18 protein-coding genes are annotated in these 24,235 nt (G+C 71.7%); 14 read left to right on the top strand and 4 right to left on the bottom strand.

Going from position 1 to position 24,235, the window contains the following annotated elements:
- The first annotated feature begins 85 nt into the window (after nucleotides 1-85).
- Together ACFVH5_RS08870 and ACFVH5_RS08865 are read left to right on the top strand one after the other, a co-directional pair.
- On the top strand, nucleotides 86-1,660 hold the full coding sequence (locus ACFVH5_RS08870) for an acyl-CoA synthetase (RefSeq protein ID WP_385832854.1): 1,575 nt from the start codon (nucleotides 86-88) through the stop codon (nucleotides 1,658-1,660).
- Between the two features lie 169 nt (nucleotides 1,661-1,829).
- Nucleotides 1,830-3,818, top strand: a complete 1,989-nt coding sequence (locus ACFVH5_RS08865; RefSeq protein ID WP_385832853.1) for a sulfatase — start codon at nucleotides 1,830-1,832, stop codon at nucleotides 3,816-3,818.
- A gap of 96 nt (nucleotides 3,819-3,914) precedes the next feature.
- On the opposite strand, the gene paaK is transcribed toward ACFVH5_RS08865, so the two are convergent.
- Entirely contained in the window at nucleotides 3,915-5,210 is a 1,296-nt protein-coding gene (gene paaK / locus ACFVH5_RS08860) for a phenylacetate--CoA ligase PaaK (protein ID WP_385832852.1), read from the bottom strand.
- A gap of 221 nt (nucleotides 5,211-5,431) precedes the next feature.
- Here paaK and ACFVH5_RS08855 point away from each other — a divergent pair, with 221 nt between their 5' ends.
- Entirely contained in the window at nucleotides 5,432-5,941 is a 510-nt protein-coding gene (locus ACFVH5_RS08855; RefSeq protein WP_385832851.1) for a hypothetical protein, read from the top strand.
- 37 nt (nucleotides 5,942-5,978) lie between these two features.
- Here the strand turns inward: ACFVH5_RS08855 and ACFVH5_RS08850 are convergent, their stop codons facing one another.
- Nucleotides 5,979-7,607: an acyl-CoA synthetase gene (locus ACFVH5_RS08850; protein WP_385832850.1), complete on the bottom strand. Its 1,629-nt coding sequence runs from the start codon at nucleotides 7,605-7,607 to the stop codon at nucleotides 5,979-5,981.
- 239 nt (nucleotides 7,608-7,846) lie between these two features.
- Between ACFVH5_RS08850 and ACFVH5_RS08845 the strand changes: the two genes are divergently transcribed.
- The 11 genes from ACFVH5_RS08845 to ACFVH5_RS08795 all read left to right on the top strand — a co-directional run bounded on the left by ACFVH5_RS08845 (nucleotide 7,847) and on the right by ACFVH5_RS08795 (nucleotide 21,151).
- Nucleotides 7,847-8,647, top strand: a complete 801-nt coding sequence (locus ACFVH5_RS08845) for a crotonase/enoyl-CoA hydratase family protein (RefSeq protein WP_385832849.1) — start codon at nucleotides 7,847-7,849, stop codon at nucleotides 8,645-8,647.
- Between the two features lie 162 nt (nucleotides 8,648-8,809).
- A complete protein-coding gene (locus ACFVH5_RS08840; protein WP_385832848.1) occupies nucleotides 8,810-9,754 on the top strand; it encodes a Zn-ribbon domain-containing OB-fold protein in 945 nt (314 codons plus the stop codon).
- Nucleotides 9,755-10,831, top strand: coding sequence for a thiolase domain-containing protein (locus ACFVH5_RS08835; RefSeq protein ID WP_385832846.1), 1,077 nt, complete (start codon nucleotides 9,755-9,757; stop codon nucleotides 10,829-10,831).
- A complete protein-coding gene (locus ACFVH5_RS08830; protein ID WP_385832845.1) occupies nucleotides 10,828-12,042 on the top strand; it encodes a thiolase domain-containing protein in 1,215 nt (404 codons plus the stop codon). Before ACFVH5_RS08835 ends, ACFVH5_RS08830 begins: the two co-directional genes overlap by 4 nt.
- A gap of 81 nt (nucleotides 12,043-12,123) precedes the next feature.
- Nucleotides 12,124-12,366: a DUF397 domain-containing protein gene (locus ACFVH5_RS08825; RefSeq protein WP_055617755.1), complete on the top strand. Its 243-nt coding sequence runs from the start codon at nucleotides 12,124-12,126 to the stop codon at nucleotides 12,364-12,366.
- Between the two features lie 170 nt (nucleotides 12,367-12,536).
- Nucleotides 12,537-13,463, top strand: coding sequence for a universal stress protein (locus ACFVH5_RS08820; protein WP_385832844.1), 927 nt, complete (start codon nucleotides 12,537-12,539; stop codon nucleotides 13,461-13,463).
- A gap of 67 nt (nucleotides 13,464-13,530) precedes the next feature.
- Nucleotides 13,531-14,298: a CGNR zinc finger domain-containing protein gene (locus tag ACFVH5_RS08815; protein WP_385832843.1), complete on the top strand. Its 768-nt coding sequence runs from the start codon at nucleotides 13,531-13,533 to the stop codon at nucleotides 14,296-14,298.
- Between the two features lie 9 nt (nucleotides 14,299-14,307).
- Nucleotides 14,308-14,745 carry an ACT domain-containing protein gene (locus ACFVH5_RS08810; protein WP_385832842.1) on the top strand — a complete coding sequence of 146 codons (438 nt, stop codon included), beginning with the start codon at nucleotides 14,308-14,310 and terminating at the stop codon, nucleotides 14,743-14,745.
- Nucleotides 14,746-14,870: 125 nt separating this feature from the next.
- Entirely contained in the window at nucleotides 14,871-18,011 is a 3,141-nt protein-coding gene (locus ACFVH5_RS08805; protein WP_385832841.1) for an ATP-binding protein, read from the top strand.
- Between the two features lie 68 nt (nucleotides 18,012-18,079).
- Entirely contained in the window at nucleotides 18,080-18,577 is a 498-nt protein-coding gene (locus tag ACFVH5_RS08800) for a hypothetical protein (protein ID WP_107019075.1), read from the top strand.
- Between the two features lie 99 nt (nucleotides 18,578-18,676).
- Nucleotides 18,677-21,151 carry a glycoside hydrolase N-terminal domain-containing protein gene (locus tag ACFVH5_RS08795; protein WP_385832840.1) on the top strand — a complete coding sequence of 825 codons (2,475 nt, stop codon included), beginning with the start codon at nucleotides 18,677-18,679 and terminating at the stop codon, nucleotides 21,149-21,151.
- 8 nt (nucleotides 21,152-21,159) lie between these two features.
- On the opposite strand, the gene ACFVH5_RS08790 is transcribed toward ACFVH5_RS08795, so the two are convergent.
- Together ACFVH5_RS08790 and ACFVH5_RS08785 are read right to left on the bottom strand one after the other, a co-directional pair.
- Nucleotides 21,160-22,386: a type III PLP-dependent enzyme gene (locus ACFVH5_RS08790; RefSeq protein WP_385832839.1), complete on the bottom strand. Its 1,227-nt coding sequence runs from the start codon at nucleotides 22,384-22,386 to the stop codon at nucleotides 21,160-21,162.
- The gene (locus ACFVH5_RS08785) at nucleotides 22,383-24,185 is read right to left on the bottom strand and encodes an IucA/IucC family protein (RefSeq protein ID WP_385832838.1); all 1,803 of its coding nucleotides are present in this window, start codon (nucleotides 24,183-24,185) and stop codon (nucleotides 22,383-22,385) included. Before ACFVH5_RS08785 ends, ACFVH5_RS08790 begins: the two co-directional genes overlap by 4 nt.
- Nucleotides 24,186-24,235 lie beyond the last annotated feature (50 nt).

The raw sequence follows: 24,235 nt of genomic DNA, 5'->3' as shown, positions 1-24,235 counted from the left end.
CACAAGAGACCGTCCGCGTCGCGCGTTCCGGAGCCCGTGCCGCCCGGCTTGACCTGCGACCTGGACGGAACCAGGATCAAGTCCCATGACGCCTGGACACGGCAGCACGGTTGACGGGGTGCTGCGACGCAGCGCCCGGCGCACCCCGGTTCGCGCCGCGGTCACCTACCGCGAACGCACCTGGACCTACGCCGAACTCGACGAGGCCGTCTCCCGCGCGGCCGAGGTCCTGCGCTCCTCGGGACTCGCCCCGGGAGACCGCGTCGGCGCTTACGGGCACAACTCCGACGCGTACCTCATCGGCTTCCTGGCCTGCGCCCGCGCCGGACTCGTCCATGTGCCGGTGAACCAGAACCTCACCGGCGACGATCTCGCGTACATCGTCGGCCAGTCGGGCAGCACCCTGGTGCTGGCCGACCCGGACCTCGCGGACCGGCTCCCCGACGGCGTACGCGTGCTGCCGCTGCGCGACGCCGAGGACTCGCTGCTCGCCCGGCTGGAGTCGACACCCCCCTACGACGGTCCCGAGCCGCGCACCGAGGACCTGGTGCAGCTGCTCTACACCTCGGGCACGACGGCCCTGCCCAAGGGCGCGATGCTGACCCACCGCGCGCTGGTGCACGAGTACCTGAGCGCGATCACCGCCCTCGACCTGAGCGCGGGGGATCTGCCCGTGCACTCGCTGCCGCTCTACCACTCGGCGCAGATGCACGTGTTCCTGCTGCCCTACCTCGCGGTCGGCGCCACCAACACCATCCTCGACGCCCCCGACGGGGACCGGCTGTTCGACCTCGTCGAGGCCGGCCGGGCGGACAGCCTCTTCGCGCCGCCCACCGTGTGGATCGGCCTGTCGAACCGCCCCGACTTCGCCACCCGTGACCTGAGCGGACTGCGCAAGGCGTACTACGGGGCGTCGATCATGCCGGTGCCCGTGCTGGAACGGCTGCGGTCCAGGCTGCCGAAGCTGGCCTTCTACAACTGCTTCGGCCAGAGCGAGATCGGTCCGCTGGCCATGGTTCTCGGGCCGCACGAGCACCGCAAGAAGCGGCTGGACTCCTGCGGACGTCCGGTGCTCTTCGTGGACGCGCGGGTGGTCGACGAGGACGGCAAGGACGTGCCCGACGGCACCTCCGGCGAGGTCGTCTACCGGTCGCCGCAGCTCTGCGAGGGCTACTGGGACAAGCCGGAGGAGAGCGCCGAGGCCTTCCGGGACGGCTGGTTCCACTCCGGTGATCTCGTGGTGCGGGACGCAGAGGGATACTTCACCGTCGTCGACCGGGTGAAGGACGTCATCAACTCCGGGGGCGTACTGGTCGCTTCACGGCAGGTCGAGGACGCGCTCTACACCCATCCCGAGGTGGCCGAGGCCGCGGTGGTCGGCCTGCCCGACGAGCGGTGGATCGAGGCCGTCACCGCGGTCGTCGTACGCCGTGGCGAGGTCACGGAGGACGAACTGCTCGCCCACGCCCGCGAGAAGCTCGCCCACTTCAAGGCGCCGAAGCGGGTGGTGTTCGTGGACGAGCTGCCGCGCAACGCGAGCGGGAAGATCCTCAAGCGGGAACTGCGGGACCGGTTCGGGGAGGGCTCCCCGGCGGCGACCCCTCGTGACCTTGACCCACCGGTGACTGAATCTTTGCCGGGCGAACCCCCGACCCACTGAACTGAACACGCTGGTGGGCCGTACCAGTTACGTTACGGCGGTCCGACCACCCGAGCCTGGTCCGCCCAGCCACCACCGGGTTTCGCACGGAAGGACCTTCGGGTTGTCTAGCACCACGAACTCTCACTCATTGCCGGACCTGGACCGGACAACCCCGAAGGAACCCGAGATGCCCGAGGCAGTGCCTCCGGCGGACAGCACGCCCACGGAGAAGGCGGCCCCGGCCGCCGAGAAGGCGGACGCCCCCGCGGAGCAGACGGACCCGGCCGCCGACGAGGCCGCACCCGCCGACGAGGCCGCACCCGCCGACGAAGCCGCACCGGTCGGCGCGGACATATCCGCCGACGCGGATGCGTCCGCCGATGGGAAAGCGTCCACCGCCGAGGGTGCCGAGGGTGTCGAGGGCAAGGGCACGTCCGCCGTCCCCGACGCCGACGAGGACGCTGCGACCGGTACGGACGAGGACGCCTCGGCCAGTGCCGAGGAGGCGGCCGAGGCACCCCCCGCCCCCCGCGGCTGGCGTGCGAAGCACCCGGGCGCCGCCCGGACCGTGACCTGGACGATCACCTCCCTCGCCGCCCTGCTCGTGCTCTTCGCGCTGCTCATGCCGAACGATCCCGACCGCTTCCGGCCCGCCGTGTTCCTCCGGCTGCCGGTGGAGGCGATCTTCGGCGCGGCCGTCCTCATGGTCCTGCCGAAGACGCTGAGGCTGATCACGGCCGTCCTCGCCGGTCTGAGCCTGGGCGCGATGACCGTCCTGAACCTCCTCGACCTCGGCTTCAACGAATTCCTCGGACGCGGCTTCAACGTCGTACTCGACTGGACCCTGTTCAACGACGCCCGGACGTACCTTGAGGACTCGATGGGCAAGACCGGCGCGGTCGCCGTCGTGATCGCGGTCGTCGTGCTCGTCATCGCCATATTCGCGCTGATGGCCCTCTCCGTCGTCCGGCTCGGCAACCTGCTGGCCCGCCAGAGCGGGCGGGCGACCCGTGCCACGCTGGTCGCCGGCACGGTCTGGGTGGCCTGCTCGGCGCTCGGCGTGCAGTTCGCGGGGGTGCAGTTCGCGGCCCGCAGCACCGCGGGCGCCGTCCAGAACCGGGTGGACCGCGTACAGGCGACCCTCAAGGACGAGGCGGAATTCGCCAAGATCGCCAAGAGGGACAAGTTCGCGAAGACGCCACCGGCCCAGCTCGTCCCCGATCTGCGCGGCAAGGACGTCATCTTCGCCTTCATCGAGAGTTACGGCCGCAGCGCCATCGAGGACCCGGTCATGGCGCCCGGGGTCGACGCCACGCTCGACGACAAGACGGCCGAACTGGCCGAGGCCGGGTACGCGGCCAAGAGCGGCTGGCTCACCTCGGCGACGTACGGCGGCAGCAGCTGGCTCGGCCACTCCACGTTCCTGTCCGGGCTGTGGATCAGCAACCAGGCCCGCTACCGCACCGTCACCGCGGGCGATCACCTGACGCTCACCGGCGCTTTCCAGCGCACCGGCGACTGGCGGACCGTGGGCATCATGCCGGGCGTCCAGAAGAACTGGCCCGAGGGCTCGTTCTACGGCCTCGACAACGTCTACGACTCACGGGAACTCGGCTACAAGGGACCCAAGTTCAGCTGGTCGACCATGCCCGACCAGTACGCCCTGAGCGCCTACCAGCGCCTTGAGCACGGCAAGAAGCGCGACAAGCCGCTGATGTCGGAGATCATCCTGACCTCCAGCCACCAGCCCTGGGCGCCGATCCCCAAGACGATCCCCTGGGACGAGGTCGGCGACGGCTCGGTCTACAAGGACATCCAGAAGGACGGCAAGAAGCCCGCGGACGTCTTCTACGACTCGACCAAGGTCAAGGAGGAGTACGGCAAGTCCATCCAGTACTCCGTGACCAGCCTCATCGACTACGTGGTGAAGTACGGCAACAAGAACACCGTGCTGGTCTTCCTGGGCGACCACCAGCCCCTCGCCAGGGTGAGCGGCGACCACGCCAACCGGGACGTGCCGGTCTCGATCGTCGCCCACGACAAGTCCGTCCTCGACAAGATCGACGACTGGAACTGGACCGAGGGCCTCAAGCCCGACGACACGGCCCCGGTCTGGCGGATGGACTCCTTCCGCGACCGCTTCCTGATGGCGTACGGCTCGACGCCCCACCCCTAGCCCGGACACATGTGGCCCGGACCCAGATGGTTCGGGACCACATGGGCCGGACGGGCAGCGCAGGCCGTGCCGGGTCGCCGTCGCCGCTGCCGTCGGCTATCGCGGGCGCAGGTCCACGATGCGCCGGATCTTGCCCACCGACCGCTCCAGCGACTCCGGTTCGACGATCTCGACCCGCGCCGAGACGCCGATGCCGTCCTTCACGGCCGCCGCGATGGAGCGCGCGGCCGCGTCGCGGATCTCCGGGGTGGCGCCCGCGCGCGCCTCGGCCCGGACGGTGAGCGAGTCGAGGCGGCCCTCGCGGGTCAGCCGCAGCTGGAAGTGCGGGGCGACGCCCGGGGTGCGCAGGACGATCTCCTCGACCTGGGTGGGGAAGAGGTTCACCCCGCGCACGATGACCAGGTCGTCGCTGCGGCCGGTGATCTTGCGCATCCGGCGGAAGACCCTGGCCGTGCCGGGCAGCAGCGTGGTCAGGTCCCGGGTCCGGTAGCGGATCACGGGCATGGCCTCCTTGGTGAGGGAGGTGAACACCAGCTCGCCCTCCTCGCCGTCCGGCAGCACCTCGCCCGTGAGCGGATCGACGACCTCCGGGTAGAAATGGTCCTCCCAGATGTGCAGTCCGTCCTTCGTCTCCACGCACTCCTGGGCCACCCCGGGGCCGATCACCTCCGACAGCCCGTATATGTCGACCGCGTCGATGGCGAACCGCTCCTCGATCTCCCGGCGCATCTCCTCGGTCCAGGGCTCGGCACCGAAGATGCCCACGCGGAGCGAGGTGTGGCGCGGATCCACACCCTGACGCTCGAACTCGTCGAGAATCGTCAGCATGTAGGAGGGCGTCACCATGATGATCCCGGGCTTCAGGTCCTGGATCAGCTGGACCTGGCGCGTGGTCATGCCGCCGGACGCGGGAATGACCGTACAGCCGAGCCGTTCGGCGCCGTAGTGTGCGCCGAGCCCACCGGTGAACAGGCCATAGCCGTAGGCCACATGTGCGATGTCACCGGGCCGGCCGCCCGCCGCGCGGATCGAGCGGGCCACCATGTCGGACCACATGGAGAGGTCGTTCTCGGTGTATCCGACGACCGTGGGGAGCCCTGTGGTGCCGCTGGAGGCATGGATGCGGCGAATACGGTCCCGGGGCACGGCGAACATCCCGTACGGGTAGTTGTCGCGCAGGTCCGCCTTCGTGGTGAAGGGGAACCGGGCCAGATCGGCGAGCGAGTGGCAGTCCTCGGGCCGCAGCCCCGCCTTGTCGAAGGAGTCGCGGTAGAACGGCACGTTCTCGTACGCGTGCCGCAGGGTGGTCCGCAGCCGCTCCAGCTGGAGCGCGCGCAGGCCGTCGGCGTCGAGCCGTTCGCCCGCGTCCAGCAGGTCCGTCACATCCGCCACAGGCCTTCTCCCTCACCCCTGGGTCATTTCGGGCGACCGATCATTCGGTCGTGTCCTCGGGGATCAAGTAATCCAGTCGTACGGGCGGCCGTCAAGGCGTGCGGCGGGAACCGGGTCCGCCGATCACCCCTCTTCCCTGCCGAGTGGACGAGCAGGCGGGCGGACGAGCGGGCGATCGGTGCCCCGGAGCCGGAGCCGGAGCCGGAGACGGAGGGGTGCGGGTGTCACGTACTGGGGGAAGGGCAGCCGGGGTGGGCGGGCTGGTCGCCGCACTGGCGCTGGCCTGTCTCGGCTGGGCGGTCTGGGCGACGGCTTCGGGCGGGCCCGGCGAGGGCGAGGACGCGCGGGCCGGCGGGGTGCGGACCGGGGACACGCAGGGCGGTGACCCGCGGGTCGCGGGGGTGAAGGTGCCGTGCCGGGAGGCGTTGCGGTTCGCGGACCAGCAGCGGCTGCCGTCCGGGGCGAAGGACGCGGCCTGCGTCGTACAGCACGGCATCGACACGCTGTACGACATCCGGTTCCGTATCGCCCGGGCCGACCTCGACACCTGGCTGGCCGACACCTACCCCGACCTGGAGCTGCGTACGGACTGCGCCCAGGAGGATGCCGACCGCTGCGGGGGCCTGACCCTGGACCCGTACGCCGAAGGAGGCGCCGTGGCGGTGGAGTTGACGGTGCGGGACGGGAGCGACGGCCGCGCCCTCGTCCACTACCGGCCCTTCAATACATGAACCGACCACCGGCTCCTCCAACACATGAACCGCCTTTTCAGCGTGCAGCCTCCGACGCCTCGGCCGCCACCGACCGTGCCCAGCGGTAGTCCGCCTTGCCGCTCGGTGACCGCTGGATGGAGTCGGTGATCACCAGCTGGCGCGGGATCTTGTAGCCCGCCAGATGGGTACGGCAGTGGGTCTGGATCTCGTCCAGGGAGAGCCGCCCGCCGCCCTCGCGCAGTTGCACCACGGCCGCCACATGGTTGCCCCAGGTCGCGTCGGGCACCCCGGCCACCAGCGCGTCGTACACGTCGGGGTGCGACTTGAGCGCCTGCTCGACCTCTTCCGGATACACCTTCTCCCCGCCGGTGTTGATGCACTGCGAGCCGCGGCCCAGCACGGTGACGATGCCCTCCTCGTCGACCGTCGCCATGTCGCCGAGCAGCACCCATCGCTCGCCGTCCTTCTCGAAGAAGGTCTCGGCGGTTTTCCTCGGGTCGTTGTAGTAGCCGAGAGGCACGTGTCCGCGCTGCGCGATGCGCCCCGGCTCACCGACGGCGACCGGCTCGTACGTCGCCGGGTCCACCACCTGCGTACGGGAGTTGACCTGGATGCGGAAACCGCGTCCGGGGCCCGAGTCGGCGGTCGCCGTGCCGTTGAATCCGGACTCCGAGGAGCCGAAGTTGTTGAGCAGCATCACGTTCGGCACGAGGGCCTGGAACTGGGCCCGCACCGTCTCCGACATGATCGCGCCGGACGAGGAGACGCTGAACAGGGAGGAGCAGTCGGTGCCCTTCATGGACCCGTTCAACGCGTCGATCAGTGGCCGCAGCATCGCGTCGCCGACCAGCGACACGCTGGTCACCTTCTCCCTCTCGATGGTCCGCAGCACCTTGTCGGGCACGAACTTACTGTGGATCACGATGCGTTGACCGAAGTGGAAACCGATGAAGGCGGTGAGGGTCGAGGTGCCGTGCATCAGCGGAGCCGTGGGGAAGAAGGTGATCCCGTCGCCGCCGGCCGCCACCCGCTCGGCCAGCTCCTCCGGCTTCTTCACCGGATCGCCGGTCGGAGCACCGCCACCCAACCCCGAGAAGAACAGGTCCTCCTGACGCCACATCACGCCCTTCGGCATCCCGGTCGTGCCGCCGGTGTAGATGATGAACTGGTCGTCGGCCGACCGCGCCGGGAAGCCCCGCCCGGGGGATCCGGTGGCCTCGGCCGCCGCGAAGTCCAGCACCGGCAACGGGGGCGCGTCCAGGGCCGGAACCCCCACCCGCATGAGGAGGCGCAGCGCCGGGGTGCGCGGCAGGGCCGCCGCCACCCGCCCGGTGAACTCCGCGTCGAAGACGAGCGCCACCAGGTCGGCGTCCTTGTAGAGGTAGATCAACTCCTCCTCGACATAACGGTAGTTGACGTTGACCGGCACGATCCGTGCCTTCAGGCACCCGAGGACGGTCTGCAGGTACTCGATGCCGTTGTAGAGGTGCAGCCCGAGGTGCTCACCGGGGCGGATACCGCTGTCGATCAGATGGTGGGCGACGCGGTTGGCCGCCGCGTCCAGCTCCGCGTAGGTGAGGCGGCGCTCGGCTCCCGTACCGGGATGGTCGATGTGGATCAGTGCCTCACGGTCGGGGACCACGTCGACCACCGACTCGAACAGGTCGGCAAGGTTGTACTCCACCGCTCCTCCAGACCCCGGCAAGCATCGACGGACACCGACGTGCGCCGAGACGGGCAGGGGACGTGTCGGCCGCGCGTCGATGAAGGGACGTGCGTCATCGCTTCGCCGGTCATCAGAGCAAAGCCCGCCACAACTGTGAAGGGTCCGCGCAGAAGAAATCTGACTGTCTGTCAGAAAACCCTTGAACTGCTTCGGCGCCTCCTGCAACCTGTTCTCGTTCCTGAGACGGGAGGACGGCTATGGGTGGGACGGAACACCTCACCGTGCAGCGCGAAGGCGCCACACTGGTGCTCACGCTCAACAGGCCCGAGGCCAAGAACGCGCTCTCGCTGCCGATGCTGGTCGGCCTGTACGACGGCTGGGTCGAGGCCGACGAGGACGACGCCATCCGCTCGATCGTCCTGACCGGCGCGGGCGGCGCGTTCTGCGCGGGCATGGACCTCAAGGCCCTCGCGGGCAAGGGGATGGAGGGGCAGCAGCACCGGGAGCGCCTCACGGCCGACCCCGATCTGCACTGGAAGGCGATGCTGCGGCATCACCGGCCACGCAAACCCGTGATCGCCGCGGTCGAGGGCCACTGTGTGGCCGGCGGCACCGAGATCCTCCAGGGGACCGACATCCGGGTCGCGGGGGAGTCCGCCACGTTCGGGCTCTTCGAGGTGCGGCGCGGTCTGTTCCCGATCGGGGGCTCGACGGTGCGGCTCCAGCGGCAGATTCCGCGGACGCACGCACTGGAGATGCTGCTGACCGGGCGGCCGTACTCGGCGCGGGAGGCCGCCGGCATCGGGCTGATCGGGCATGTCGTGCCCGACGGGACCGCGCTGGAGAAGGCCCTGGCCATCGCCGAGCAGGTCAACGCGTGCGGGCCGCTGGCCGTCGAGGCGGTGAAGGCGTCCGTGTACGAGACCGCGGAGATGAGCGAGTCGGAGGGGCTGGCCGCCGAGCTGAAGCGGGGGTGGCCGGTGTTCGACACCGCTGATGCGAAGGAAGGGGCTCGGGCCTTCGCCGAGCGGCGGCCCGCGGTGTACCGGCGGCAGTGAGCCCCGCCGCGCCTCGCCGTCATGCCCGCTTCGCGGGAGGCCGGTTCGTCGCTGCGGCGCCGTCGTGGCTGGCCGCGCAGTTCCCCGCGCCCCTTTCGGGGCGCAGTCCGTTCGCAGGCGCAGCCCGCGCCGGAGCCCGGCCCCAAACTGTGAGGAGATTCCGTGCCCGAAGTTCTCAAAGCTCCCCTTGTCGTCGAGTTTCCTTTTACGCGGTCCCTCGGGCCCGTTCAGAGTGCGTTTCTGACCGGGCTGCGCGAGCGGGTCGTCCTGGGGGTGAGGACCGTCGACGGGCGCACGCTGGTGCCGCCCGTCGAGTACGACCCCGTCAGCTCCGAAGAGTTGAGCGAACTCGTCGAGGTCGCGGCCACCGGGACCGTCACCACCTGGGCCTGGAACCCCGAACCCCGCCGGGGCCAGCCGCTCGACCGGCCGTTCGCCTGGGTGCTGGTGCGGCTCGACGGCGCCGACACCGGGCTGCTGCACGCTCTCGACGCCCCCGGCGGCCCCGACTCCGTGCACACCGGTATGCGCGTGCGGGTCCGCTGGGCCGGCGAACGCTCCGGCGCCATCACGGACATCGCCTGCTTCGAGCCCCACAACGACGGCACCGCCGCACTCACCGGCAGCGACGGGCGGTTCGAGGACCTGGTGACCGGCATCGTCGCGCCCGCCCGGCTCGACTACACGTACTCGCCGGGCCGCGCCCAGACCGCCTACATCCACGCGCTCGCCGAGCGGCGGGTCGTCGGAGAGCGCTGCCCGTCGTGCCGCAAGGTGTACGTCCCGCCCAGGGGTGCGTGCCCCACATGTGGTGTGGCCACATTGGAACGGGTCGAAGTGGGTCCACGCGGCACAGTGACGACCTACTGCATCGTCAACATCAAGGCGAAGAACCTCGACATCGAAGTGCCGTACGTCTACGCGCACATCGCTCTCGACGGCGCCGACCTCGCCCTGCACGGCCGGATCGGCGGCATCCCCTACGACCAGGTGCGCATGGGACTGCGGGTCGAACCCGTGTGGTCGGACGGGGGCGGCCACCCCGACCACTACCGGCCCACCGGCGAACCCGACGCGGACTACGAGACGTACAAGGAGCTGTTGTAGATGCCCGCACCGAGGTCCGTACCCGGCCCGCTCCGGGACATCGCCGTCGTCGCCTTCGCGCAGACCGACCACCGGCGCACCAGCGACGAGCTCTCCGAGGTGGAGATGCTCATGCCGGTCCTGCACCAGGTGCTGGCGCAGACCGGGTTGAGGACCAGCGACATCGGCTTCACCTGCTCCGGCTCCACGGACTATCTCGCGGGCCGGGCCTTCTCCTTCACCATGGCCCTGGACGGCGTGGGAGCCTGGCCGCCGATCTCCGAGTCGCACGTGGAGATGGACGGCGCGTGGGCGCTGTACGAGGCCTGGACGAAGCTCCTCACCGGCGACGCGGACACCGCGCTGGTGTACGCGTACGGCAAGTCGTCCCCCGGCTCCGTGCGCGATGTGCTGACCCGGCAGCTCGACCCGTACTACGTGGCACCCCTGTGGCCCGACTCCGTCGCGCTGGCCGCCCTCCAGGCGCAGGCGCTCATCGACGCGGGCGACACGGACGAACCGGCGCTCGCCGCCGTCGCCACCCGCAGCCGGGCCTCGGCCACCGACAACTCCCATGCGCAGCTGCGCGGTTCGGTGCCGCAGGGCGAGTACGCCGTACGCCCCCTGCGCACCGGAGACTGTCCGCCCATCGGCGACGGGGCCGCCGCCGTGATCCTCGCCGCGGGGGAGCGGGCCCGTGAACTGTGCGAGCGGCCCGCCTGGATACGGGGCATCGACCACCGCATCGAGGCGCACGGCCTGGGGGTACGGGATCTGACCGACTCGCCCTCCGCGCGGCTGGCGGCGGAACGGGCGGGCGCCTTCGAACGGCCCGTCGACACGGCCGAGTTGCACGCGCCCTTCAGCTCCCAGGAAGTGGTGCTGCGCAAAGCCCTGCGCCTGGGCGAAGGCGTCGACGTCAATCCGTCCGGGGGAGCGCTCGCCGCCAATCCCGTCATGGCCGCGGGGCTCATCCGGATCGGCGAGGCCGCCGCCCGGATCGGGCGCGGCGACTCCGACCGGGCACTGGCGCACGCCACTTCGGGGCCCTGTCTGCAACAGAACCTGGTCGCCGTACTGGAAGGAGACCCGCGATGAGCCCCGCAACGAGCCGGGCGGCGAGCCCGGTGACGAGCCCCGCGACGGGCAAGGAGCCGGTGGCCGTCGTCGGGATCGGCCAGACCAAGCACGTGGCGGCCCGGCGGGACGTGTCGATCGCCGGACTCGTCCGCGAGGCCGCTCAACGTGCGCTCGCCGACGCCGAGTTGACCTGGGCCGACATCGACGCCGTCGTCATCGGCAAGGCGCCCGACTTCTTCGAGGGCGTCATGATGCCCGAGCTGTACCTCGCCGACGCCCTCGGCGCGGTCGGCAAACCGATGCTGCGCGTCCACACCGCGGGCTCCGTCGGCGGCTCGACCGCGCTCGTCGCCACGAACCTGATAGCGGGCCGCGTCCACGGCACCGTACTGACCCTCGCCTACGAGAAGCAGTCCGAGTCGAACGCCATGTGGGGCCTGTCCCTGCCGATCCCCTTCCAGCAGCCCCTGCTCGCCGGCGCGGGCGGCTTCTTCGCCCCGCACGTGCGCGCCTACATGCGGCGCACCGGCGCCCCCGACGCGGTCGGCTCCCTGGTCGCCTACAAGGACCGCCGCAACGCGCTCAAGAACCCGTACGCGCATCTGCACGAGCACGACATCACGCTGGAGAAGGTCCAGGCCTCGCCGATGCTCTGGGACCCGATCCGCTACTCGGAGACCTGCCCGTCCTCCGACGGCGCCTGCGCGATGGTCCTCACCGACCGGGCGGGCGCGGCCCGTTCGCCGCGGCCGGCCGCCTGGATGCACGGCGGCGCGATGCGCAGCGAACCGACGCTCTTCGCGGGCAAGGACTTCGTCTCCCCGCAGGCCGGCAAGGACTGCGCGGCCGACGTGTACCGGCAGGCGGGCATCGCGGACCCCCGCCGGGACATCGACGCGGTCGAGATGTACGTCCCGTTCTCCTGGTACGAGCCCATGTGGCTGGAGAATCTGGGCTTCGCGGACGAGGGCGAGGGCTGGAAGCTCACCGAGTCCGGGGTCACGGAACTGGACGGCGATCTTCCGGTGAACATGTCGGGAGGGGTGCTCTCCACCAACCCCATCGGAGCCTCCGGGATGATCCGCTTCGCCGAAGCCGCACTTCAGGTACGTGGACAGGCCGGAGAACACCAGGTCGACGGCGCACGCCGGGTCCTCGGGCACGCCTACGGCGGCGGCTCCCAGTTCTTCTCGATGTGGCTGGTCGGAGCCGAGCCGCCCACCTCGTGAATGTCCTTCTTACGTGGCCTGTGCGCGGCAGGTGCCGAAAGCTAGGCTGGCCGCGGACGACGAACCGGGAGGAGCACGGACGTGGCCGAGAGCACCATCCAGCAGCACCCGCTCGCGGGCTGGGACAAGCCGGAGCTTGACCTCAGCAGCGCCGACTGGCATTCGAGCAGCCGTGGGCAGGGGGATGTCCAGATCGCCTTTGTCGAGGGTTTCATCGCGATGCGCAACAGCGGCCGCCCGGAAAGCCCGTCCTTGATCTTCACGCCCGCGGAGTGGGGCGCGTTCGTGTCGGGGGCGCGGGAGGGGGAGTTCGACCTCACCTGAGATCCGGCCTCGGCCGGGATCCGACCTCGTGCGAGATCCGATCCCGCCCGAAGAGCGGGAGTTTCCCGCCCCTTTTTCCGGACACGCGATCTTCGACCCCTTCCTGGGGTCCTGCCTGAGCGAGGCTGGCCGCAGGAAGCGGAAGAAGACGTTCCGGAGGCGAGAATCCCATGAACACCCTGCCCGTCATCGCTGCGGTCGACGGATCGGACGACAGCCTGCGCGCCCTCGACTGGGCCCTCGACGCGGCCCGCCGACGCGAGGCGCCCCTGCGCGTGGTCCATGTGCGGGAGTACGGGCCCCTCCTGCTGCGGCCGGAGACGCTCGCCGCCGTCCAGCCCGAACCGGACACCGATCAGGTGCTCGACCTGGTCCGCGACCGGCTCAAGGGCCTGGGCGAGGACGCGCCGGTCACGGAGTACCTGGCGCTGGACGGCGCCCCCGCCGGTCTGCTGCCCGGCCTGGGCTCCGACGCGCAGCTGATGGTGTTCGGCTCCCGAGGCCGGGGCGGTTTCGCGAGCCTGCTCCTCGGCTCGAACGGCACGGCCGCCGCGCGCGACGCGGAGTGCCCCGTCGTGGTGGTCCCCAGGCCCGGACGGGAGGTGCACGACTCCGAACTCGTCACCCCAGGGCCGCGTGTGGTCGTCGGACTGCACGTGGACAGCCCGAACAACGAGGCCCTCGCGTTCGCGTTCGCCGAGGCCGCGCGGCGCGAGGCCCGCCTCCAGGTGCTCGCCGTGTTCCCCTGGCCGGTGCAGTCGGGCGACCTCGTACCGCCGCCGGTCGTCGACGAGGACGCCATCGAGTCCGAGACGAGGACCCTGACCGCGGGCTTCGTCGCACCGCACGCCGAGCGGCACCCCGGGGTCGGCGTCGATCTGTACGTACTGCCCGGTGACGCGGCGGGCCAACTCGTCGCGGCCTCCCGGGGAGCGGACCTCGTGGTGGTGGGCCGCCATCGCCGACGCCTGCTCGCACCCGCCCGCATGATGGGCTCGGTCACACAGGCGGTCCTGCTGCACGCGGCGGGCCCGGTGGCGGTGATTCCGCCGGAGGGGACGGAAGTGGCTGAAGCGGCGGAGGCGGCGGAGAGCTGAACAGGCCCGAGGACCGGCGTCACGGTATCCGGGATTTAATGGTTGTGGCGGCCCGTATCATTAGGCCATGACCGACTCGCTCAGCGCGGACGCACGGCTCGCCCTGGACCTCGCCCTGACCGTCCGCCACGACGGCCGGGGCGGAGTGGCCGACGATCTCGCCACCGCGCGGGGCCTCACGGCGTGGGTGGCCGAGCATCCGGAGGCGGTTTCGCCCGTGACGACAGTGACGACCGTCGCGCCCGGATCCGGCGCCACCGAGCCCACGGAGACCGCCGGGTCGGCCGGGCCCGCCGGAATCAAAGGGATCGGGTCCGCCGAATTTAGGGCCGACGACGCCGCGCTGGCCGCAGTCCGCGAGGTGCGCGCCGCCGTGCGCGCCCTGTTCGCCCACGCCGTGCGCCCCGATGAGCCGAGCCCGGCCGACGCGGGCCGGCTGATCCCGATGCGGGACGCCGTCGAACTGCTCAACGCCCGCGCCGCCCTGGTCCCGACCGTCCCGGTGCTCTCGTGGACAGAGGGCGCCGAACCCGTCGTACGCCAGGAACCGTTCGTGCGCCAGGAATCCGTCGTACGCCAAGAACCGTTCGTACGCCACGAACCCCTGGAACGTCAGGTGCCCGCGCACGACGGTTCGGCCCTCGCGTCGGCCCTGGCCCGCGCAGCCATCGCCTTTCTCGCGAGTCCCGACCGGCAGCGGTTGCGCGCCTGCCATGCCCCGCGCTGTGTGCGCTACTTCCTCAAGGACCACCCGCGCCAGGAGTGGTGCAAGCCCTCGTGCGGAAACCGTGCCCGTGTCGCCCGGCACCACGAGCGGCACAAGAAGACGGCATAACCTCCTGGCATGAGCGGAGCAAGCGGTGGAGCGAGCGGTGCAACGGGCGCGGAACGTGATCTAGGACGGCTGCTGAGCGGTATGGAACCCGCCCTGCACCCCGGCCGCTACGTCTTCACCACCGTCCCCGGCAGCACGGCACCCCCCGGTCTCTCACCCGTCGTCACCGTCGTCGAGGACGAGGGCCTCACCCTCGTCGTCGCACAGGAGGACGCCGACACGGCACGCCTGCCCTACGACTATGTGGCCGGATGGATCACTCTGCGCATCCACTCGGCGCTGGACGCCGTCGGACTCACGGCCGCCGTCGCCCAGGCCCTCGCCGAAGAGGGTCTGAGCTGCAACGTCGTCGCGGGCTTCCACCACGACCACCTCTTCGTCCCGCACGAGCGGGCCGGCGAGGCCGTGGCCCTGCTCGAACGGCTGGCCGAACGCTCCGGTCGGTAACCCTCGGACGGGCCCGCGGCACCCGCCCCCGGCGTACGCTGAGGTGCCTGTAAGCCACGGTGTGCACCGTCTCCCCGCGTCGGCCGCACCACCGTGGCAGGGGGTGCGTCATGGGGCGGCAGGGCATGCGGAGCGGCAGAACGCTCTTCGAACGCGAGCTGGAACTCGCCGCGGTGGACGAGGCGTTGGGCGAGGTCACCGGGCTGCGCACGGGTACCTTCGAACTCGGCGCGGACCCTCTCGGGCTCCGCGCGACCGCCACAAGCGTCCGCACGGACACCCCCGGGACCCACCGCACCCACCCGCCCGGCGCCGGGCCCCACCGAACAGCCGCGCCGCAGCAGGACGCAATCTCTCCCCACACCGCCCCTCCCCACAACACCGCCCCTCCCGACAACACCGTTCCTCCCGGGGACACCGCTCCTCTCAGGGACGGCGCCGAGCCGCCCGACCGGCTCCGGGGCGGACTGCTGGCCTTCGCCGGACGTGCCGGAATCGGCAAGACGAGCCTCCTCGCCGAAGTACGCAGGCGCGCCGAGGCCAGGAGCTGCACGGTCCTGTCCGCACGAGGCGGCGACCAGGAACAGCGCGTCGCCTTCCACGTCGCACGCCAGCTCCTCCAACCCCAGCTGGCGGGCGTCCCGGAGGCCGAACTCCGTACCACGCTGGGGAGTTGGTACGCCATCGTCGGACCCGCGCTCGGCCTGTGCGCGACCACTGAGGGCTCACCGCCCGACCAGCAGGGCCTGCGTGACGGACTCGACTGGGTCCTCACCCATCTCGCCGTGCGCCGCGCCCCGATGGTGCTCGTCCTCGACGACGCGCACTGGGCCGACCCGGAGTCACTGCAGTGGCTCGCCGCGTTCGCGCCCCGCGCCGAACAACTGCCCCTGCTCCTCGTCGTCGCCTACCGCCCCGACGAACTCCCGGACCACGCCGAGGCGTTCAGAGGTCTGCCGGGCCGCGCGGGCGGGCGCCCCCTCGACCTGGAACCGCTCAGCGCCGACGCCGTCGCCCGTCTGGTGCGCGAGAGCCTCGGCACGCGGGCCGACGACGCGTTCTGCCGCGAGTGCTGGGCCGTCACCGCGGGCAACCCGTTCGAGACCGTCGAACTCACCGCGAAGGTACGCGACCGCGGCCTCGCCCCGACCGAACCGGGCGCGCACCTCCTGCGCGACCTGGCCGCCGCCGTCAAGGGCAGCGGACTCGTCGCCCGTCTCGAACGCCTCGGCACCTCCACCGTCCGCTTCGCCTGGGCCTGCGCCCTCCTCGGCACCGAGATCTCCCCGACGCTCGCGGCGGCCGTGGCGGGCCTCGGCTCAGAGGAGGCGGCCGACGCGGCGGACGCCCTGCGCGACGCCCGTATCCTCACCGGCGCCGGGACGGGCGAGGGCACTCTCGAATTCGTCCACCCGCTCATCGCCACCGCCGTCTACCGGGCCATCCCCGGCAGCTTCCGGGTCGCCCTGCACGGACAGGCCGCCTGGTGCGTCATCGACGCGGGGCTCGGCCCGTCCGCCGCCGCCCGCCACCTCATGGAGACCCACCCCGACGGCGACACCTGGGTCGTCCAGCAACTGCGGGCCGCCGCCCGCGAGACCCTGCGCGCCGGAGCACCCGACGCCGCGCGCCGCCACCTGGCCCGCGCCCTGCGCGAACCCCCGCCCCTCGCGGAACGCGCCGCCGTCCTCTACGAACTCGGCTGCGCCTCCCTGCTCACCGAACCGGCGACCACCGTCAACCATCTGCGGGCCGCCCTCGAAGAGCCGATCGACGACCCCGGGCTGCGCCACAACATCGTCTACCGGCTCTCCCAGGTCCTCGCCCACAGCGACCGGCTCGGCGAAGCCTCCGACACCCTCGCCCGCGAGATCAAGGTGACCGGCGACGTACGCGTACGGCTGCGGATGCAGTCCGAGCAGTTCATGTGGGACGCCTTCCGGGCCGACGAACCCGAATCGCCGGCCCGCTCCCGACGGCTGGCCCGGCTCGCCGACCGCCTCACCGGCCGCGACCTCACCGAGCGCTATGTGATCGGCCTGCGCGCCTGGGACGCCACCCTGCGCGGCGAACCCGCCCACATCGCGGTCCACCACGCGGAGCGCGCCCTGGCCGGCGGCTTCGGCTGGGCCGAGGCCGACCGCGGCTTCGAGGTACCCGTCCTCGTCGCCCTCACCTTCATGTACGCCGACCGGCCGGGGCGCACCGAGGAACTGTTCGCCGCCGGGATCGCCGACTTCGAACGGCAGGGCTGGCACGGCGCCCACCTCTCCTTCGGCTACACCCTGCTCGCGTACGTACGCTTCCGCCGCGGCCGGCTCGCCGAGGCCGAGGACTTCGTCCGGGCGGGGCTCAGGCTCGCCGAACGGGTCGGCCCCGGCACCCCGGCCCACTGGTACGCGGTCGGTATCCTCGTCGAGGTCCTGCTCGCCCGCGGCCGGCTCACCGAGGCCACGCGGCTCGCCGAGGACCACGCCTTCCAGGCACCGTTCCCCGCCGCCGTCGTCTTCCCCGACGCCCAGACCGTGCACGGCGAGCTGCTGCTGGCCAGGGGTCTGGCGAAGGATGCCGCCGCCGAACTCGCGGCGGCCGGGCGCCGCCTCGATCCGCGCGGCATGCGCAACCCCGCCTGGTGCCCGTGGCAGCTGCACCTGGCCCGCGCCGAGAGCCACGACGCTCCGGAGCGGGCCGTGGCCACGGCGGCCGACGCGGTGCGGCGGGCCCGGCTGTACGGAGCGCCGTCGGCGGTCGGCCAGGCGCTGCGCGCGGCGGCCGACGTCTCCTCGGGCCTGGCCCGCGTCAACCTCCTCGAAGAGTCCGTCGACCATTTGGAGCGTTCCCCGGCGGCGTACGAACTGGCCTGCGCGCTGGTCGCCCTCGGCGCGGAGCTGCGCCGCAGCAGCCGTCCCGGGGAGGCCGCCGAGCACCTCTACCGGGGGCTCGACACGGCCGTGCAGTGCGGCGCCGACGGGCTGGCCGGGGCGGCGCGCGACGAACTGGAGGCCGCCGGGCTGCGGCCCCGCCGTCTGCGCAGCGCCGAGACGGACGCGCTCACCGCCCGGGAGTGCGCGGTCGCGGAACTGGCCGCGCGGGGTCTCACCACGGCGACCATCGCCGAGCAGCTCCGCACGGAGGAGACGGCGGTGGTACGGCTGCTGTCGGCGGTGTACCGGAAGGTGGGAACGGAGCGGACGGGGCTGGGAGCGGCGTTGGCGACGGCGAGAAGGGAGAGCCCCGGGGCCCGGGGCGGCGCCGGGGGCCGCTGACCGGTCTCCGGGGTCGGTGGCCGCCGACCCCACGGCCGTACGCCCTCCGATGCACGTACCATTGCGGCATGTCCTTCCTCCGCCGCCGCAGCGCCACTCCCGCCGGGCCAGACTTCGACGTTCTGGCCATGGATCCGGGCGACTGGCCGGGCAATCTCGGCGCGGGCCTGCTGCCCGCCCCCGATGGCAGCTGCCAGGGTGTGTTCCTGCGTTACGACCTGTTCGGCGGGCGCGGTCCGGCGATGATCATCGGCAATCTGCCGGAGGGCTCACCGGCCCGGGAGGTCGCCGAGGGAGAGGTCCCCTTCGAGGTGGCCCAGCTGCTGCAGGCACTGGAGAACGACGAAGAGGTCGTCGTCACCGGCGCCGAGGACATGCCGGTCATGCAGGGTGACAACCTCCTCATCGTGCGGCGCCTCAAGCTCTCCGAGACGCGTATCTCCTGTGTGCAGTTCGACCGCAGCGACAAGGTCCTCGTGACGATCGCCGCCTGGGACCGTCCCATCACCGACGATCTGTACGCGCTTCTGAAGCCGCTGCCCGCGGAGCTGTTCCAGCAGGGCTGAACCTCCTCAAGTCTCCGGCGGTGAGCCGCCTCTCCGCCGTCCCCCGTCTTTGTCATGACCCTTGCCGCTCGGGTGATCGGACCTCTAGCGTCAGGGGTCATGTCGTTTCAGTCACCTGAACCACACGATGTGCAGCCGACCCGTCCGGCGACCCATGAACTCTCCCGAAGAGCCACACTTAGAACCGCAGTTGGCGGCGCGGCCGGTGTCGCCCTGGGTTCCGGGGCTCTCGGCTCCGCCGAAGTGATGGCCGCGGAAGCGCCGGATACATCGGATGTGTCGGCGGTGGCGCCACCACCGGCACCCGGGCTTTCGTCGCTCTGGTACACCGCCCCGGCCGACGACTGGGAGCGTGAGGCGCTCCCCATCGGCAACGGCGCCCTCGGTGCCACGGTCTTCGGGACGCTCGCCTTCGAGCGACTGCAGCTCAACGAGAAGACCCTCTGGACCGGCGGCCCCGGCTCGGTCCAGGGGTACGACCACGGCAACTGGCGCGACGCCCGCCCCGGCGCGATCAGCGCGGTGCAGGACCGCATCGACGCCGGGACGCGCCTCGACCCCGAGGCCGTGGCCGACGAACTCGGCCAGCCGAAGACCGGGTACGGCGCCCACCAGACCCTCGGCGACCTCCACCTCGACGTGCCGGACGCACCGGCGACGCCCCCGGACACGTACCGACGCGCACTCGACATCGCCGACGCCGTGGCGACCGTCGTGTACACCCACCAAGAGGTACGCCACCGGCGGGAGTTCTTCGCCTCGTACCCCGACGGGGTGATCGCGGGACGGCTGAGCGCGGACCGGCCGGGCAGCGTCGCCTTCACCCTGCGCCACACCTCACCCCGCGACGACTTCACCGTCACCTCCGTCGCCACCGCGGCCGGCGGCCGGCTGACGGTGCGCGGCGCCCTGGCCGACAACGGGCTGCGCTTCGAGGTACAGCTCCGCGTCCGCGTGAGCGGCAAGGGCGGCACCGTCACCGCGAACCCCGACGGCACCCTGACCGTGGCGGGCGCCGACAGCGCCTGGTTCGTGCTCGCCGCCGGTACGGACTACGCCGACACGTACCCCGCCTACCGGGGCGAGGACCCGCACGCGGCCGTCACCCGGGCCGTCGACAGGGCGGGCAGCACAAGCTACGAGTCGCTGATCGACCGTCACGCACGGGACCACCGAGCCCTGTTCGGCCGCGTGGCGCTGGACGTACGCGCCGAGGTCCCCGACATCCCGACGGACCAGCTGCTGGCGCACTACACCGGCGGCACCACGGCCACGGACCGCGCCCTGGAAGCGCTCTACTTCCAGTACGGCCGCTACCTCCTGATCGCCTCCTCGCGCCCCGGTTCACTGCCCGCCAACCTCCAGGGGCTCTGGAACAACAGCACGTCACCGCCCTGGTCGGCCGACTACCACGTCAACATCAACCTCCAGATGAACTACTGGCCCGCCGAGGCGGCGAACCTCGCCGAGACCACGGCGCCCTACGACCGCTTCGTCGAGGCGCTGCGCGCACCCGGACGCCGTACGGCGAAGGAGATGTTCGGCTCGCGGGGCTGGGTCGTGCACAACGAGACCAACCCCTACGGCTTCACCGGCGTGCACGACTGGGCCACCGCCTTCTGGTTCCCCGAGGCTGCCGCCTGGCTGACCCAACAGCTGTACGAGCACTACCGGTTCGGTGGATCCGTGGAGTATCTGCGCTCGACCGCGTACCCGGTGATGAAGGAGGCCGCCGAGTTCTGGCTCGACAACCTGCGCACCGATCCGCGCGACGGCACCCTCGTCGTCACGCCCAGCTACTCGCCCGAGCACGGCGACTTCACCGCGGGCGCGGCCATGTCCCAGCAGATCGTGCACGACCTGCTCACCAACACCCTTGAGGCCGCCCGCACCCTGGGCGACAGCCCCGCGTTCCGCGCGGAACTGGAGAAGACCCTCGCCGACCTGGACCCCGGCCTGCGGATCGGCTCCTGGGGCCAGCTCCAGGAGTGGAAGGCGGACCTGGACGACCCGAAGGACGACCACCGGCACGTCTCCCACCTCTACGCGCTGCACCCCGGCCGGCGGATCGAGCCCGGCAGCGCATGGGCCGACGCCGCGAAAGTCTCGCTCACCGCACGTGGGGACGGCGGCACCGGCTGGTCCAAGGCCTGGAAGATCAACTTCTGGGCACGGCTGCGCGACGGCGACCACGCGCACAAGATGCTCGCCGAACAGCTCAAGTCCTCGACCCTGCCGAACCTTTGGGACACGCATCCGCCGTTCCAGATCGACGGCAACTTCGGGGCGACGTCCGGAGTCGTCGAGATGCTGCTGCAGAGCCAGTACGACGTCATCGAGATTCTTCCCGCGCTGCCCGCCGCCTGGCGGGACGGCTCGGTCCGCGGGCTGCGCGCCCGCGGGGGCGCCACCGTCGACATCGCCTGGGCCGACGGCCGCGCGACCCGCGTCACCCTGACCGCCGCCCGCACGCGACGCCTCACCGTCCGCAGCGAGCTGGTGCCGGCCGGCGAGACCACGTTCAAGGCCATCGCGGGCCGGACCTACATCTGGGGCGCACAGCCCGGCAAGTGAAGAACCCGCTATCGGCGGGGTACCCGGCCCGGCCCGCCGAGGAAGTGGAAACCGGGGCGCGGGTGCATGAGGAAGTCGTGGTGGGAGATGTTCCACGCGTAGGCCCCCGCCAGCCCGAACGCCACACGATCGCCCGCACGCAGCTCCGGAGCGGGGACGTTCCTGGCCAGGACGTCCTTCGGAGTGCACAACTGGCCGGTGAGTGTGACGAGTTCGCCTCGCGCGATCGGCCGGGCCCACGGATGCGGCCAGTCCTCCACCCCGAGCAGGGTGCAGGGCTGGTCGTGCCCCTTGGTCGCCGGCGTGCGCAGGTGATGTGTGCCGCCGCGCACCACGGCGAACTCCTCGCCGTGGCTCGGCTTCACGTCCAGCACCTCGGTCACGTACCAGCCGCAGTACGCCGTCAGCGCCCGCCCGGGTTCGATACGCAACGTCAGATCACCGTGCGGCGCGAGAAGTCGGGAGAGACCCGTCCCGTACGCGGCCCAGTCGAAGCGCTCGTCGGGGGCCGCGTAGTCGACCGTCATGCCCCCGCCGACGTTCACCTCCGCCAGCCGCACCCCGTGCCGCTCCGCCAGCCGAACGGCCCAGTCCACGATGGACTCGGCCATCGCGAGCTGCTCCGGAGCCCGGAGCCCGCTCGCCAGATGGGCGTGCACACCCATGAGTTCGAGCTGCGGATACGTGCCGTCGGTGAGCAGACCCATCACCGTGTCCGCCTGGGCCGGGTCCAGGCCGAAGGGTGAGGGGCGCCCGCCCATGGCGAGGGAACTCGCCGCCAACGAGCCCGCCGCCAAGGGGAGGTTGAAGCGCGGCAGCACGCCCACCCGGCCGTCGGGGCGCACCTGCCGGGCCAGTTCGGCCAGCATGTGCAGCTCGTACTCGCTCTCCACATGGAAGCGCTCCACGCCCAGCTCCAACGCGGCCACGATCTCGGCGGGAGTCTTGCCGGGGCCGCCGAAGGCCAGCGGGCGGCCCGGCACCGCCTCGGCGACATGGGCGAGTTCGCCGCCCGAAGCGACCTCGTACCCGTCCACGTACGCACTCAGTGCGGCCAGGATCTCCGGCTCCGGGTTGGCCTTCGCCGCGTAGTACAGCTCGACGCGCTCGGGCAGACAGGCTCGCACGGCAGCCACGTGCGCGCGCAGCGCCGCCAAATCGTAGATGTACGCGGGAAGTTCACCGGAGGACAGGGAGAGCACCCGGTCCCGTACGGCATCGGTGGGATCAGTCATCGGGTGCCCCCGGTGGCGGTAGCGGCGGTGATCGGCTCGCCGAGGGGCGAGGGCAGACGGACGTATCCGGCCTCGCGGTCGGCCTGGCGTGCCCAGCGGGTCAGGAGGTTCGTCTTGGCGGGCAGGGGCACTCCCGCGAGCAGCGCGGCCAGCGGCGGTGGACAGCCGTAGCGGTCGGCGTACGTCCGCAGGGCGCCGCGGACCTCGGCCCACAACGCGGCCTCGGCACGGGGATGCAGATCGGCGACGGCCGCGAGCAGCTCGGCGACGTGGTTCACGAGCAGGCAGTAGACGACCCGGTCCCAGCCGCGCTGCGCGTCGTACGTCATCGGGCCCGCGACCTCGGGCGGCAGCGAGGCGAGGGTCTCGGCGTGCCGCTCCGGCACGAGCTTGGTGCCCTCCAGGTCGCGGAAGAGGACCTGGGCGGGCATGCCGTCGCCGTCGACGCAGATCAGCACATTCTGCAGATGGGGTTCCAGTACGAGGCCGTGGTCGAAGTAGGCGGCGAGCACGGGCGGCACGAGGAGCCTGAGGTAGGCCGCCCACCAGTCGAGTGCGGCCCGCGGCCCGGCCCCGTCGAGGAGCCGGGAGATGTGCGCGGGGCTCGTGGGGTACTCGTCCGCCACGGCCGCCGCGAGCAGGGGGGTGGTGCCGGGCAGGAGCCGGTGGGCCAGGCCCTCACGGACGATGACGCCGAAGCCTTCGAGCAGGTCGCGGTCCGGTGTGCCGTCGGGTCCCGGCAGGGCGAGGCTGCGGTAGGCGGGCTCGCGGAGCACCGCGCTGCCGGGGAAGCGTTCGGCCAGGTCGGCCAGGACCGGGCCCAGTACCCGGGTGAGCGCGACGGCGCCGGACAGCTCGTAACTGGCGTTCTTGCGAAGGCAGTTGGTGATCCTGATGTTCAGGCTGAACTTCAGGAAAGACTCGCCGTCGTACAGGGTCCGGACGGAGGCGGTGGCGGCGAAGGGCCGGCCGGCCTTTCCGAGGTCGAGGATGTCCCCGCGTCCGAGAGCCGCGCGCAGCATCGGGTGCTCGCGCAGCATCTCGTACTGCCAGGGGTGCGCGGGCAGCAGCCGGTACCCCTCGGGGAGGGAGCCGGGTGCGGACAGCCGGTCGAGCGCGGCGAGGGCGCCGGGCTCCGCGGACTCCTCGGCGATCAGGTGGTCGCGCACGGCGAGGTGGCGCAGCGGGAAGGCCGCACCGGCCTCGGGCGCGTAGGCGGGCCAGGAGTCCGCGTCCCCTGTGCGGGCCTTGGGCGTGGGGTGGAAGCGGTGCCCGAACAGCAGTGACTGCTCGGAGGCGAGGTAGGCGGCTACGGGCGCGTCCGCCGCCGGACCGGTCCCGCGCTGTAGGCGACGGGCCCGGGTCCGTACGGCGAAGGACGCGGCGATGCTCCGGTGGCTGGAGTCGATCTGCTCCAGGAACTCCTCGTTGCGTACACCGGTCCGCAGGGACAGCTCGTCCTGTGTGTGTTCCGCCAGCCGCCGCCAGCTGATCTCGCTCCAGTCGCCGTCAGCCGTCCGCTCACTCACCGGTCCGGTGAAGCGGTGCGCGCCGAGCATCGACGTACGGCGCAGCGCGACCCGCAGCAGCACACCGCGGCGGGGCAGCCGCAGCAGCAGGTGGCGGTCGGTGACGGCGGTCTGGTGCTCGGGGGCCGACACCTCGCGCAGCAGGCAGTTGAGGAGGGTGTGCGCCACGACGTCGTCGGCGGAGGGGAGGTGGGTCTGTGGTGCGGGGCCGGGAGTGCGGCGGGGGGTGGCGACGGAGGTGCTACCGAGCGAGTCGGTCAGCGGGGGCATGTGCGGCTCCAGCAAGTGCGAAGAGAGCGAAGAACGGTCGTGCGTGGAAA

This window comes from Streptomyces sp. NPDC127119, assembly GCF_042677425.1.
GTDB lineage: Bacteria > Actinomycetota > Actinomycetes > Streptomycetales > Streptomycetaceae > Streptomyces.
Note: the sequence above shows the minus strand (reverse complement) of the source record. Positions and strands in the feature narration are given on the sequence as shown.